The organism is Paenibacillus sp. FSL H7-0940, from assembly GCF_037979415.1.
Classification (GTDB): Bacteria; Bacillota; Bacilli; order Paenibacillales; family Paenibacillaceae; genus Paenibacillus; species Paenibacillus amylolyticus.
Map to the genome: position 1 here is coordinate 3,464,274 of NZ_CP150280.1, position 14,857 is coordinate 3,479,130.

At 49.5% G+C, this 14,857-nt stretch carries 7 protein-coding genes and 1 pseudogene; 1 reads left to right on the plus strand and 7 read right to left on the minus strand.

Translation table 11 applies throughout. From position 1 onward, the window contains the following. Nucleotides 1-7: 7 nt before the first annotated feature. The 7 genes and pseudogenes from MHB71_RS15165 to MHB71_RS15195 all read right to left on the minus strand — a co-directional run bounded on the left by MHB71_RS15165 (nucleotide 8) and on the right by MHB71_RS15195 (nucleotide 13,993). Nucleotides 8-6,274, minus strand: a complete 6,267-nt coding sequence (locus MHB71_RS15165) for a hypothetical protein (RefSeq protein WP_340030065.1) — start codon at nucleotides 6,272-6,274, stop codon at nucleotides 8-10. A gap of 351 nt (nucleotides 6,275-6,625) precedes the next feature. Further along, nucleotides 6,626-7,585, minus strand: a pseudogene (locus MHB71_RS15170) (NAD-dependent epimerase/dehydratase family protein). Between the two features lie 74 nt (nucleotides 7,586-7,659). Then, nucleotides 7,660-8,181 carry a TetR/AcrR family transcriptional regulator gene (locus MHB71_RS15175; RefSeq protein WP_340030067.1) on the minus strand — a complete coding sequence of 174 codons (522 nt, stop codon included), beginning with the start codon at nucleotides 8,179-8,181 and terminating at the stop codon, nucleotides 7,660-7,662. A 235-nt stretch (nucleotides 8,182-8,416) separates the two neighbouring features. Next, nucleotides 8,417-9,229: a (2Fe-2S)-binding protein gene (locus MHB71_RS15180; RefSeq protein WP_036609771.1), complete on the minus strand. Its 813-nt coding sequence runs from the start codon at nucleotides 9,227-9,229 to the stop codon at nucleotides 8,417-8,419. Beyond that, the gene (locus MHB71_RS15185; RefSeq protein ID WP_100528702.1) at nucleotides 9,230-10,210 is read right to left on the minus strand and encodes an ABC transporter substrate-binding protein; all 981 of its coding nucleotides are present in this window, start codon (nucleotides 10,208-10,210) and stop codon (nucleotides 9,230-9,232) included. It abuts the gene before it with no gap. 108 nt (nucleotides 10,211-10,318) lie between these two features. Continuing rightward, nucleotides 10,319-11,920 (minus strand): AraC family transcriptional regulator, encoded by a 1,602-nt coding sequence (locus MHB71_RS15190; RefSeq protein WP_340030069.1) that lies wholly within the window; start codon nucleotides 11,918-11,920, stop codon nucleotides 10,319-10,321. A 51-nt stretch (nucleotides 11,921-11,971) separates the two neighbouring features. Next, nucleotides 11,972-13,993, minus strand: a complete 2,022-nt coding sequence (locus MHB71_RS15195) for an AraC family transcriptional regulator (RefSeq protein ID WP_340030070.1) — start codon at nucleotides 13,991-13,993, stop codon at nucleotides 11,972-11,974. Nucleotides 13,994-14,414: 421 nt separating this feature from the next. On the opposite strand from MHB71_RS15195, the gene MHB71_RS15200 reads away from it, so the two are divergent. Further along, nucleotides 14,415-14,834 (plus strand): MarR family transcriptional regulator, encoded by a 420-nt coding sequence (locus tag MHB71_RS15200; protein ID WP_036609779.1) that lies wholly within the window; start codon nucleotides 14,415-14,417, stop codon nucleotides 14,832-14,834. Nucleotides 14,835-14,857 lie beyond the last annotated feature (23 nt).

The following is a 14,857-nucleotide window of genomic DNA, read 5'->3' on the forward strand; positions in this document are numbered from 1 at the left end:
GAAGTGTTTAGGTGATCTCATGCACAGACCACACAATGCCATTTGTAGCACCACTGCCCAGGTTCAATGTAATCGTCAACCCGTTTGCAGCATAGAACAGTCCAATCACATCTCCCGCATTCAACGCGACTTCTACTGCCAAAGTCACTGAACCACTTCCCAGCACTGCCCGCAGTGTGAGTAGCGTAATCGCGACATTTAGGACGGGCAACAAACCACTGACAAGTGTCGTTACCGTAGGGGATGTTCTCTGTACGAGAAAGGCTGGGTTAACGCCTGCACCCAGAGATAGAGCAATCGCTGCAGTCGTTGCATAATTGATCGTGGCCACAATAGAGTATCTTCCGGTTACCGGGACGGTATAGTTTCCTGTGGTTGCATTGAAGTTGGCATTACCGTAATAGGGAGCCGTAGTCGTCCAGTTGGTTAACTGAGTGCTGGTTGCTGTCGAAAGTGTAGCCAGGAATGCCGAGAACCCTTGTGTTGCAAAATTGGGGCCGGTTGGGCCCGTGGCTCCTGTCAGCCCCGTTGCCCCAGTCGCACCGGTAGTTCCTGTTATGCCTGTTGCTCCAGTGGCACCCGTAGCTCCGGTTGCACTCGTTACACCGGTTGCCCCCGTAATTCCATTAGCCCCAGTTGGTCCAGTCGGGCCGGTGGCTCCTGTGATGCCTGTAACCCCAGTAGTTCCCGTAACTCCGGCAACCCCAGTTGCACCTGTAGTTCCTGTTGTCCCAGTTACACCAGTTAGTCCTGTAGCTCCCGTTATTCCTGTTTCTCCAGTTGTTCCGGTCGCGCCAGTTATACCTGTAACTCCTGTTGAACCAGTACTTCCGGTGGCACCTGTTACACCCGTTGTACCTGTTGTACCCGTAACACCAGTTACGCCAGTTGTGCCAGTGGCACCAGTCGCACCCGTAGTTCCTGTCACTCCGGTTACGCCTGTAACTCCCGTAGTTCCCGTTGCTCCAGTAGCCCCGGTTGGTCCAGTAGCCCCGGTTGGTCCCGTCACACCAGTCGTACCTGTGCCCCCTGTTAGACCCGTCTCTCCAGTTTGACCAGTTGTGCCGGTGGCACCTGTAATTCCAGTAGCTCCAGTCACACCCGTAATGCCAGTTACGCCGGTCGTGCCGGTTGCTCCTGTTTCACCAGTAATACCCGTTGGACCGGTTGCCCCTGTAGCACCAGTCGTACCTGTGACTCCGGTTATGCCAGTCGCACCAGTAGCTCCGGTTGGTCCTGTTGTACCTGTCGTGCCGGTAACGCCTGTTGCACCCGTCTCTCCAGTCGTGCCGGTTACGCCAGTAACTCCCGTAGTTCCGGTTGCCCCAGTGGCTCCTGTAACACCGGTTGGTCCCGTTACACCTGTTGTACCGGTGGCGCCTGTTACGCCCGTCTCTCCTGTAATGCCCGTGGTTCCTGTTGCTCCAGTAGCCCCGGTGGGCCCCGTCACACCAGTCGTACCTGTGACCCCTGTTAGACCCGTCTCTCCAGTGGCACCAGTGCCTCCTGTAACACCTGTAAATCCAGTTACCCCAGTAATTCCAGTAGCACCAGTCGCACCTGTAATCCCGGTTAGACCCGTCTCACCTGTCGTTCCTGTGACCCCTGTTGGACCTGTAGCACCAGTAATTCCTGTGGCTCCTGTGCTCCCAGTTAGACCCGTCTCTCCAGTGACGCCTGTTGCTCCGGTCGCACCAATTGTGCCCGTAACACCAGTTAAGCCAGTCGTGCCGGTTGGCCCTGTTTCACCAGTAATACCCGTTGGACCGGTTGTACCTGTCGTGCCGGTAACGCCTGTTGCACCCGTCTCTCCCGTAATACCCGTGGTTCCTGTTGCTCCAGTCACACCTGTGATACCCGTAGTTCCCGTTGCTCCAGTAGCCCCGGTGGGTCCCGTCACACCAGTCGTACCTGTGAACCCTGTTACACCCGTCTCTCCAGTTTGGCCAGTTATGCCGGTGGCGCCGGTAATTCCAGTAGCTCCAGTCACACCCGTAATGCCAGTTACGCCGGTCGTGCCGGTTGCTCCTGTTTCACCAGTAATACCCGTTGGACCGATTGCCCCTGTAGTACCAGTCGTACCTGTAACTCCGGTTATGCCAATCGCACCAGTGGCTCCGGTTGGTCCTGTTGTACCTGTCGTGCCGGTAACGCCTGTTGCACCCGTCTCTCCAGTCGAGCCGGTTACGCCAGTAACTCCCGTAGTTCCGGTTGCCCCAGTCGTTCCTGCAACCCCTGTTGTACCTGTTTCCCCAGTGGCTCCGGTCGCACCTGTTGGTCCTGCCGTGCCGGTTATGCCAGTGGCACCGGTTGGTCCCGTTACACCTGTCGTACCGGTAGCGCCTGTTACACCCGTCTCTCCTGTAATGCCCGTGGTTCCTGTTGCTCCAGTAGTCCCGGTGGGCCCCGTCACACCAGTCGTACCTGTGACCCCAGTTAGACCCGTCTCTCCAGTGGCTCCAGTTGCTCCCGTCGTTCCAGAAATTCCAGTATTACCTGTAACCCCAGTAAGTCCAGTAAGTCCAGTTACTCCCGTCTCACCAGTTTGGCCAGTTGTGCCGGTGGCGCCAGTAATTCCAGTAGCACCAGTCGCACCTGTAATCCCGGTTAGACCCGTCTCCCCAGTTAATCCAGTAAGTCCAGTTACTCCCGTAACTCCGGTTGATCCTGTCACACCAGTTTGGCCAGTAATTCCAGTAGCACCAGTCGGCCCGGATACGCCAGTTATTCCTGTGGAACCCGTACTCCCCGTTGCTCCTGTAACTCCAGTCGTACCTGTGACTCCGGTTATGCCAGTCACACCAGTGGCTCCGGTTGGTCCTGTAATACCAGTTGCACCCGTTGTGCCTGTTGGTCCTGTTTCACCAGTTTGGCCAGTCGAACCGGTAGGGCCCGTTACACCTGTGTTTCCTGTTAGACCGGTCTCCCCAGTAACACCAGTGGCCCCGGTCACTCCCGTCAGTCCTGTGAACCCTGTTTCTCCAGTAACACCTGTCGTTCCGGTTACGCCAGTCACTCCCGAGATACCTCTAATTCCGGTTGCTCCTGTCGCCCCAGTCGATCCCGTCGGTCCCGTCGCGCCTGTGAATCCTGTTAGACCCGTTTCCCCAGTGACACCAGTCAGTCCGGTAACTCCGGTCACGCCTGTGATACCCGTGGTTCCAGTAATGCCAGTTAGTCCAGTTGTACCTGTAATTCCAGTTTCTCCAGTTGCACCGTTCAGTCCCGTCACACCAGTCGGACCTGTGACCCCGGTTAACCCCGTCTCTCCTGTAGGGCCAGTCGATCCGGTAGGGCCCGTTACACCTGTGGCCCCAGTTATACCCGTTTCCCCGGTGACACCAGTGACTCCTGTTAGACCCGACTCTCCAGTTACACCAGTTGTTCCGGTTACTCCCGTGGCACCTATACTTCCTGTTGCTCCAGTGGCACCTGTTGGGCCCGTTACCCCAGCTGTACCCGTGGTTCCGGTAATACCAGTTAGTCCAGTCGCACCCATAGCACCTGTAATACCAGTTGCACCTGTACCTCCTGTTAGACCCGTCTCTCCAGTGACACCTGTTGCTCCGGTTACTCCCGTAATACCAGTTGTTCCCGTTATGCCACTAGTGCCAGTAGTTCCGGTCACACCAGTAAGTCCCGTTACACCTGTGTTCCCTGTTAGACCAGTCTCCCCAGTAACGCCCGTGGTTCCGGTCGCTCCCGTAATTCCTGTAGCTCCGGTACCTCCTGTGACACCAGTGGTTCCGGTAATGCCAGTTAGTCCAGCCGCACCTGTAATTCCCGTTTCTCCAGTTGCACCGGTCGGTCCCGTCACACCAGTCGTACCTGTGACCCCTGTTGAACCTGTATCTCCAGTAGTTCCGATTGAGCCAGTTGCTCCAGTAGGGCCTGTAACTCCAGTTATTCCTGTTTCACCTGTTGGACCCGTAAATCCGGTGTCACCCGTTGGTCCTGTATTTCCCGTCAGACCTGTAGCTCCGGTCTCTCCAGTGACGCCTGTTGCTCCAGTCGCACCTGTTGGGCCAGTTACACCAGCTGTACCCGTGATTCCTGTGATCCCAGTCGCACCCGTAAGACCTGTAATACCAGTTGCACCTGTACCTCCTGTTAGACCCGTCTCTCCAGTGACACCAGTGGCCCCGGTCGCTCCCGTAATTCCCGTCATTCCGGTTACGCCAGTCACTCCCGAGATACCTGTAATTCCGGTTGCTCCAGTCGCCCCAGTCGGTCCCGTCGCTCCTGTCGTGCCTGTGAATCCTGTTAGACCCGTTTCCCCAGTGACACCAGTCAGTCCGGTAACTCCGGTCACGCCTGTGATACCCGTGGTTCCAGTAATGCCAGTTAGTCCAGTTGTACCTGTAATCCCTGTGGCTCCAGTCTCACCGGTGATTCCGGTTACCCCTGTTTGACCTGTATCTCCAGTAGTTCCAGTTGCTCCAGTAGTTCCAGTTGCTCCAGTAATTCCTGTGGCTCCAGTAATTCCTGTGGCTCCTGTTACACCAGTATTGCCGGTTATGCCTGTAACGCCGGTTGTACCTGTACTTCCCGTTGCCCCTATCGCCCCAGCAGATCCTGTAGCACCTGTAACTCCGGTGGTACCCGTTTCTCCAGTAGTGCCGGTGTTCCCAGTTAGACCCGTCTCTCCAGTGGCGCCAGTTGCTCCGGTAACGCCAGTTATTCCTGTGGTACCGGTAGTTCCCGTTACTCCTGTATCCCCGGTGGGTCCTGACACACCAGTCGTACCTGTGACTCCGGTTGTGCCAGTGGCACCAGTTGCTCCGATCGCACCTGTACTGCCTGTAAATCCAGTAATACCTGTTGCACCTGTTATTCCAGTCGTTCCTGTTGTGCCCGCAATTCCAGTAACGCCAGTTACTCCGGTTGTACCTGTTGGTCCTGTTTCACCAGTGACACCACTTATACCAGTGGCCCCAGTGAGTCCTGTCACACCAGTCGTACCTGTGACACCGGTAGTGCCAGTAGCACCAGTTGCTCCAGTAATTCCCGTGAGGCCTGTAATTCCAGTAGAACCGGTTACACCCGTGGTACCCGTAACGCCAGGTAATCCGGTAGTACCTGTTGATCCTGTTTCACCAGTATTACCTGTTATTCCAGTACTTCCTGTAGTTCCGGTTGTTCCGGTTGTTCCGGTAGTTCCTGTTTCGCCAGTGACCCCGGTGGGTCCCGTTAGACCAGTCGTGCCTGTAACTCCTCTTAGCCCCGCCTCACCAGTACTTCCTGTCGCTCCGGTGAATCCTGTCAAACCAGTCGTGCCGGTCGCACCTGTACTGCCCGTAAATCCAGTTGCCCCCGTAGTGCCTGTTGTTCCAGAAGTACCAGTGCTTCCTGTAACTCCAGTCTCACCCGTAATACCTGTTAGACCCGTCTCTCCAGTGACGCCAGTCGCTCCGGTCGCACCAGTACTTCCTGTAGTTCCTGTGTTGCCTGTTTCTCCAGTAGTACCAGTTGCTCCAGTTAGTCCAGTCGTACCTGCTGTACCCGTAACACCAGTAACTCCCGTAGACCCGATCCCCCCAGTTGCACCAGTTGCGCCGATCGCACCTGTTATCCCTGTCGTGCCGGTTATGCCAGTATTTCCAGTTGGACCCGTACTTCCCGTTGCTCCTATCGCCCCAGTAAATCCTGTAGCGCCTGTAACTCCGGTGATACCTGTCTCACCGGTTGGGCCGGTCGCACCCGTAGTACCTGTCGTTCCAGTTACGCCACTGACTCCTGTGATACCTGTGGTTCCAGTAATACCAGTTGTTCCTGTTGCTCCGGACGGGCCTGTGATTCCAATTTCGCCAGTACTTCCCGTTAATCCAGTCGCACCCGTAATACCTATTAGACCCGTCGCTCCGGTTGGGCCAATCGAACCTGTAACTCCCGTGAATCCTGTTTCACCAGTAGATCCTGTTAGTCCCATCGCACCAATTCCAGTTGGACCTGTAAAGCCGGTTATACCGGTATTTCCTGTAGCACCGGTCACGCCTGTCACACCAAATCCGGTAATTCCAGTTGCGCCGGTTGTTCCTGTGACTCCAGTTGATCCAGTGCCAGTTGCACCTGTAGCTCCTGTAGTTCCATCCACACCTGTGGTGCCCATCAGTCCGGTAGCTCCTGTTGCACCTGTGACTCCAGTTATTCCGGTACTTCCCGTGGTTCCGGTTACTCCGGTCCGTCCTGTTAAAATGGTTGCTCCCCATATGCCGGGATACCCAGGGTCTCCAGTTAACCCAGTAGCACCTGTTGCTCCAGTGAATCCTCTCATTCCCTGATAACCCCGTGGGCCGCGAAGGAAAGGAATCCTGTGACTTTTCTTTTTTTTGCATTTACGTCTGCTTTTCTTACAAGACTTACTCTTCTTCTTTGGGATAGAGTGTTTTTTTGATTTTTTTGCTTTCCGTTTACCTGTACTGATTGAGGAAATTTTGCGTTTCCTTTTGGATATACCGCTCACAAGAGAATCCCCCCTCCTTGTACACCACGTCAAATCCCCGCATTTTACAATAGTACACTCTATGCCCGGGACTAGCTTTGTGCGCCCCCTATTCAATATACCTATAAAACCTTCGAAGTTAGTGATCAATCAATTACTTTTCTCCAAAAAATATATTCCCCTCTACTCCCCCTGCAACTCCAACTCCTTAATCGTCAACGCAATTCCTTCCTCAAAAGATGTTGCCACAACCGGGCCAATCCGTTCCTCATACTTCTATCTACTCAGGATCAGGGGTTCCTCAGTCAGATATAACATTTCTACAATTTCTTTCATAACGGGTACACCTAGTCCAATCACCGACAATCCTACTTTTCCTAGCGCCGGCACAGGTTTGCTTCTTCCCGCAGCCTTCTGTGCCAATCGCACGATGTCATGACCCGAGATGATCCCCGATCCAGGAATGTTCCAGTTCTGTCCATACGTCGTCTCTCTGCTTGCCAGCTCCACCACCATGACCGCAGCATCCGGCAAATAAATATACTCTCTCGGCACGTTCATATTTCCGATAAAAAAAGCCATCTTACCTTTTGCTATCGCTTCAAGGGTTGAACCCAGATAGGAAGCTTGATTAGCCGATGGGCCATAATAATCTGGCAAACGAACGATCATCACCTGAGCTCTACTCCATCTTGTGCTGAATGACATCTGTTCATAGGCAAGTCGTGTCTTGCCTTTTCGGGTATGTGGCTGCTTCGGATGTTCTTCCGTTACCTCGTTCATTTGTCTTCTGCCATAGGGGTAGATTCCGTCTATTACAACCACGTTCAGACCCAAGTGTTCTGCCGCCGCCATCACGGATTTGCCCAGCGGAATTAGCCTGCTTTCCATCTCGTTATACGGGACATTCGCACAATGAAATATGACATCGGCACCCTGGGAAGCAGCAATAATATCCTCCGACCGAAATGCATCTCCAACTGCAATTAGCAGGTGATCCGGATATCCCAATTTTACCGCAAGTTGCTCCAACTCTTGACGGGATCGCCCAAATGCAATCGTAAAAATACCCCATCTAATCAATTCTTCCGTAATTGCTGCACCTGTTCCACCTGTGGCTCCAATCACAATAGCTCTTTTCATCGTGGATCGACCTCTTTCATCCATTTAGTGATTGATCAATAACTAAAATATAAAAAGGGACTTTACCTCCCTCTCTATCGTTCCTTCAACTCTGGCATATCCAGTGCATTAGATACATTACACAACATCCCAATTGCCAGAAAAATCATAGTTCTTTTTAGCGGTTCAGCAATTCCTGCAACGGTGAAAGCTTCCAGTACCATGGCTCTTACATCACTAATGCCTTTTTGCATAGCCTGACGAATGACTTCCTCCCGGATCGTTTGCGCCTGCATCTGAAGCAAGATCTCGCTCTTGTGCGATTCCAGAATCTTATCATAGGCTTCAATGAGATCATTCTCTAACTGATCTGGTGTCGCCGTCTCCATCACAATTCGAAACGAATCAATCACCCGTGTCCATGAGACCTCAATTGCAGTTAATAATAAAGCTTCTTTTGTTTTGAAAAAACGAAATATATACGGCTGTGAGATCTGTGCCCGTTCAGCCACCTGGGCTGTAGTTGCACGATAATAGCCAATTTCCGCGAAGACATCAATTGCTGCAGAGATAATATCATTTCGCCGGTTAACCGACGCTGCTGTATCCTTTGCCATGATAATCCGCCCTCCAATAATTAGTGATTAATTGATCAATAGCTTGAAGTATAACGAATACTATCCCTCGATGCAAAGGTATCGTGACCTTGTACAAAGCCAACAAACCCGCAGACGCTGGCTCAAGCCGCTGCAGGTTGTGTAACTTGTCGATCATAGATTCTATCCACTGGAAACCGAAGAGAACATGGTTTGTCTGAAACAGATTCGTACCATGCGGTACAAGAGTGTCTGTTCACTGCTGAAGAAGTTTACGCAATCGGGATTCCGAATCCAGCTTCGGACAACTGTCACAATACCCATGTGTATGACTTCCGTCTCCAACCAGATAAGCCAAACAACAATATCGGCGTAGCAGGAACGGAGGTCCCTGCCACCCGGAATGTTCGAAGCGCTGCAGCTCATTGGCAAATGTACATGCATTATCGTTTTGCCGATCCAGCCAGAGGCTTTGATCTTCTTGAATCTTTGCAAGCCGTTCATCTGTCTTCCAAATGCTCTGATCATTGATCATACGTGCATACAATTGTTGCACATTATGGGCAACCAGAGACCACATGACCTTATCGCTCGCTCTTGTAGCGACGGCTACCGCTCGCAGGACAGGTTCCAGATGTAGCAGCACTCTTTTCTTGAGCAAGCCACTCTCTGACCTGCGCTGAACAGGATCTTCACCCTCCAGAGAGGTTCTCTCCAGCAGAGTCTCATATCGCATGCCACCTGCACCATTCAATTCAAACCGCACATCATCGTCTGCAACGCTAAGTATAGTATCGTATAGACTGAATGCTGAAATTACGGACATCACGAATACGGAGTAACGTTTGGCAAAAAGTGTACCGACGGCCGCACTTCCTCTTCCGCCCAATTGAAGCCCTTGCTGCATAGCCTGTTCACGCAATATCAAGTTTCGTTTCTCTTCATTCAGCAGATCCTTCACACGGAAAGGATACTTGGAATCATCGCAGTCCACTTGGATCGTCGTCACAAAAAATTGCTGTAACACTTCCGACATCTCTGAATAATCATGTCTTGGATAATGTCTCATCTATTGAATCATCTCTTCAACTTCGTTGATAATCTCGCTTCGCCCAATCGCTCCCCAGCCCTTAAACAACCAGAACGAGTCTGTCGTATAGACCTGATCTGCACCGACAGCCGGCACTGCCTTCCAGAGTGAGCTTGCGTTGATGTTGTTTACATACTCATCGGCATTCGGGTCAATCTCCAGAACTACGAAATCAGCATCCACATCTGCAATTTTCTCCATGGACAGGTCCTCACGTTGTTCGGCAGGTGTCACAGTCGTTGGCACAAATCCAAGATCATGATACAAAAGTGTGTTGGTTGGATGTCCTTTTGCCGCGTAAATTTGTAAGGTCTTCTCTCTTACACGCAGATAAGCCAACTTTTTTTGATCCAGTTGTTCGATCTTCGCTTTTAATTGCTTCGCCTGCTGCTCTACCTCGGCTATCTTTTCTTTTGCCAGATCCACTTTGTTGTACATCCCGGCAATGGTCAACAGATCCTGTGTCCAATATGTTGAATCATCAACAAAATCCAGCCATTCAGTACCCAGTACAATCGTCGGAGCGATTTTCTCCAACTGATCATACGTACTCTCCGCAGTTCGACTCTCAATAACGATGACATCCGGATCAATCTGAAGGATAGCCTCCAGGTTAGGACTGTCTGCAGACCCTACCGTTGGAATGCCGGCAAGCTGATCTGCAAAGTAAGGCAAATAATCTCCTCCGTAACGAACTTCTACATTAACGCCTGCTGGTTTCTCACCAATCGTCAACATGTGATCGATGTAAGCAGCAGATAATACCACCATACGCTCTATTTTTTGCGGTACAACCGTTGTTCCTTTAAGATGCTCAATCGTTTGCGTACCACTCTCTTCCACAGGCGTATCCTGTTGCGGAGGCGTTGCTTCTGTTACTTCTGATGCCTTGCTACATGCCGTCAGAACGAGCACAAGCAGGGCCAACAGTATCATCGTTGTTGCTCTCTGTCTTACCATTTGTAGTAAATCCCCTCTACTATTTAATAATAATAATCATTATCACTATAGTAGGGAAAAGCATACAGGCTTACCATGGATTATTCCACTCTCTTCTCTTGCACAATATCACCGTAAGGTAACCCCAAGTTGCTCTGCCACATATCGCATGGCCCACATGCGTCCGGTGGGACCCAGCGTTTTGAAAAAAATATCTCCTGCATTATATACATGGCCTTCTTGAACAGCCTTTAATGCCAACCATGCACTGGATTGCTGTAATTGCCTCAGTTGAGCACGTGCGTCTTCTGTGGGATCGACCATTACAAACACATGATCCGCGTCGTATAACTGCAAATCGCAAACTTTGCTCTCTACAGCCCACTGTTGTTCCGGAAAATCACGAGGCAAATAAAATCCCAGATCATCATACAATAGCGCCCCTGTCTGGTTGTTCAATCCATACATTCGGTAGAAATGAGAAGTCACCCGGATGAACATGGCACTCTGTTTCCCCCACCTCGATTGAATGCGTCCTCGAAGAACCCGGCTCAGTTCAGCATGTTGTTCTATCCACTGTACGGCCTGTTCGGTGCGACCCATAATGTCCGCCATATACAGAAGCCTCTCGCCAAAATGGTTGGTATGCTCCAGCATGGTGGTAGGCGCGATACGATTCAGGGAGTCATTTGGCTCCAAACGATCACTTGTAATGATCAGGTCCGGTTGGACTCGCCTCAAATCATCATAGTTCTGATTGAAGCTATCCAGAATAAGTCCCTGATGATTGTGTGCTTGAAGCGCAGGTATGGCAACATGACGAGCCACCCTCTGACCATAGGATAAAGCGGATACTGGCCTCAAACCGAGCGTTATCACATAATCGTCCAACCCGTAATACAAGGTGGCAATGCGATTCACTTTATTTTTCATATACAACGTTGGGGCGATTCCTTCGTTTTTCTTGAAAACTCTGCTGAAATAGTGCTCGTCCTTATAACCCACTTGCTCCGCAATTTCCTTGATTTTATCTGAAGAAAATAACAGCTGCTTGGCCTTTGCCATACGTAGTTTCAGGATATATTCAATCGGGGTCATATTTAATTGTCGTTTGAATGTTCTTATAAAATGATTCACACTGAGCCCTGCCATGCGGGCCATCTGATCAATTCGAATGTCTTCCCTATACTGATGCGTCATATAATCAAGTGCCAAATCCATCCCCGCTACAGGGGGTGTTGCTTCATTCACGTGCATCATTAACTGAATCAACAACTGATGCAAAAGATGTTTCCTGCGCGTCTTTTCCAGACTCGTAAACGAGTGTTTTCCACTCATCAGGGTATCCATCATCTCCTGAATATCACGTGTATTGGAAGGAACATTAAGCTTGCCCGTCACAGGGAGATCAAATGCCTCGGTATGCCAAGCATTCCGACGCCGGGTAAGTGTAACACAGGAAAATAAAATGATCTGATATCGGACAGGTGCTTCCATATCCGTCTGAAACTCCACATGCATTCCTGGCTTCAACAAAAACCACTCGTCTTGAGATACCGTATGTACAATGTTATCCATAGACAAAGATCCTTTGCCAGCGATGACCCTGCAAATGGCGAACCTTTTCCAGATCCGACGCTGAACAGCCCCCGGATTGCTAGAGTAATGGCAGACGTGGACAGCAGAGAAATGTAGTTGCTCCAGTTGTTTGATCCAATCATTTTCCTTCATGCTCACGTCCCCTCCCTGTTCTGATCCGATTCTATGTGAACTGATTACACTCTATTTTTCAGCTCCCAATAGTAAATTCTTTATACTATCCAACTGCAACTCCAGTGAATAGGGATCTTCCATGACGAACTCATCCTCTGTACCATCCAAGGAACCATAGGTGTAGACTTGTCCTTTCTGCACAGCAGGCAGACGTTTCCAAACCTCGCTGTTCAGGATCTCTTTGGCGTCCTCACTACCCGAACCATATAAGAAGATATGATCTCCCATATACTCAGGCAGTACTTCAAGGGAGATCGTCTCGAATCCATCCTTCATTTCGAGTGCTTGCTGAGTTGGAGGCAGTTTCAGCATCTCATAGATCGTGGAACTACCATAGTTCCCGCCTTCTGCACCAAGTACATACAACGCTTTGTACCCTATTTGTATGATGGATACAGTCTCGCCTTCTTTAATTACACCATCAATCTGCTTCTTAGTCTCTTCGATATTCTCTTCATATGTCGTGATCCATTGCTCTGCTTCCTTCTCTTTTCCAAAAACACCAGCAATCCGGCGCAGCTTTTCCAGTGGGCCAGAAGTTTTATCGCCTTCCCAATAAGGTAAAAAGACGGTCGTTGCAATTTTTTCGTAATCCTCAATATTTTTATCAATGGAACCGATGATGAGATCCGGCTCAAGTGACACTAACTTCTCCAGATTCATTGGGAACTCTCCTCCCAAATCCTCAATACCCGCTATAAGATCAGCAGCAATGCCAGACTTTTCAATCCATCCTTCGTTCAGCATAAATGTTCTTACACCAACCGGTACAATGCCCAGTTTCAGCAAATACCCCATATATTGATCTGAAGCAACACGCTGCGGATTGGCCGGGATTACCACATCTCCCCTCATTGTAGAGACGGTACGCGTCTCCGGCTGTGCAGTCGATTTCCCTGCCTCCGTTGCCTGGTTACCCGATTGTGTAGTAGTCGCATTGGTCTCTGTTTGCGTACCACTTGCAGACGGTGCTGGACTGGAACAGGCCGTGAGCAATAGCGTGAAACACAACAACATGCTTAGTGCTGTCATTTTGAATTTTCCTTGCATTATTAATTCCCCTCCAACATTCTTTTGATATTGATAATCAATATCATTATATAGATGGGAATGTAACGAATGAAGGGCATTTTCTTGCATTACACTGGGCAAATCTTGCTTGTTGTTCAATACCAATGGGTGTTTCGACTTGTTTAACCGTTGGCTTACTCCTGTTTTGTAGCGAATTGGAGAAAGCCCTTTTATTTTTTTGAAGCTGCGGCTCAGTGAATGTGCATCCGGATAGCCGATCTGTTCTGCAATCTGTTGCAGCGTTGCACTGGTATGCACCAGAAGATGTGCCGCCCTCTCCATTCGAATCTGTCCAAGATACTGGATGGGACTGATGTTTAACTTTTGTTTGAACAGCCTCGACAAGTGCCCCACACTGCATTCCATTGCTTCTGCCATTACGTCAAGAGCTATGGGCTCATGGAGATGAGCATTCATATATTCAATAGCCTGTGTGACCGTATCCGGTTTATGTGGCAGAATGGATTGTTCGTGTAAGTCTGTCAATAAAAGATATACCCATTGATGAAATAAGGTTTTGGCATGTAACTTTGCAAGCTTAGTAGACTGCTCCCACTCCTGCTTCAATTCCTCCATACACTGATACATGTGTAGCGGACGGGTTGGTACAAGTGCATATTGGTCCTGAAACGGACGTTCATGGTCCATCAGATACTGAATTTCCATCCCACAGGGCAAGGCTAGGATGGCTTTGTACAAAATCATATAATACGCCACGCCCGAATCCGTCTCCATATTTAAATACGCCTGCTTGCCTCCATGAATGATGTGGAATCCCTCCACGATGTATCTGTGTTGATCCATTCGTATCCGTGCACTTCCGTCGGTGATATATAGATAGGTACTTGCTGGTAGTTGATAATTCTTCAACTTCTCCCCAGGATGCAAAGCGTTTTGGCGTACATCCAGTATTTTGACAAAAACATGATTCCACAACCTGATGTGATCATTCAAATTCATATCCGCTGTACTTTCCCTCCCGCCATATTACATCGACATACCTTCTTGCTACTCTTTATGAAGAGCCTGTAATTTTCGCTCAGTATGTATATTTCATTTCATTATAAATCAATTGATAACAATTCTCAATAACATGCACAATCAATATTAACTTACCCATTTGGACAACATATATGGACTGCAATGTATACGTAGCGGGATAATAACGCTAGAATCAGCAACATTTTCTAACCTGTTGCAAAATCATAAAAGGCATGATATATTAATTGAGCCATCAATGATTGACGCATCAAATATTGATACATCAATGATTCGAGAGCATCCAAATAATCATTAGGCAATGGCATTGTATACTGCAACATTAATCATTGGTTAACATACGCCGTTGTTCATGATTCAGATTCACCCGGGAGGTCTAGTCATGACACGTATTGTTTCCAAAGAAGAACAAATCATCAATCTGTTGAACGTGTTGGGTAACAAACTCAGTCCCAAGTTCGAACGCTGTACAGGTATCAGTTCCTCTCGCTTTGAAATTCTGCATGAGCTGGATCAGGTCGATGAGATTAATCAATCCATGCTGCAGAAAATCATTAACATTGATAGTGCTGCGATTACACGCCACTTGAAACAGCTTGAGGCGGACCTGATGGTTACAAGACGTAAGAATCCCGATGATAATCGGGTCACTTTTGTTCGTTTGACGGACCACGGTCGGAAGCAGATTGAAGGCTACAAAGCTGAGAAGACCAATTTTATCAACCAGATTTTACAGGATTTCAGTGAAGACGAAGTTCAATCACTCGCCGATTTCCTGGAACGTATGCAGAACAATTTCTAAACCCATATATAGAGGAGAGATCC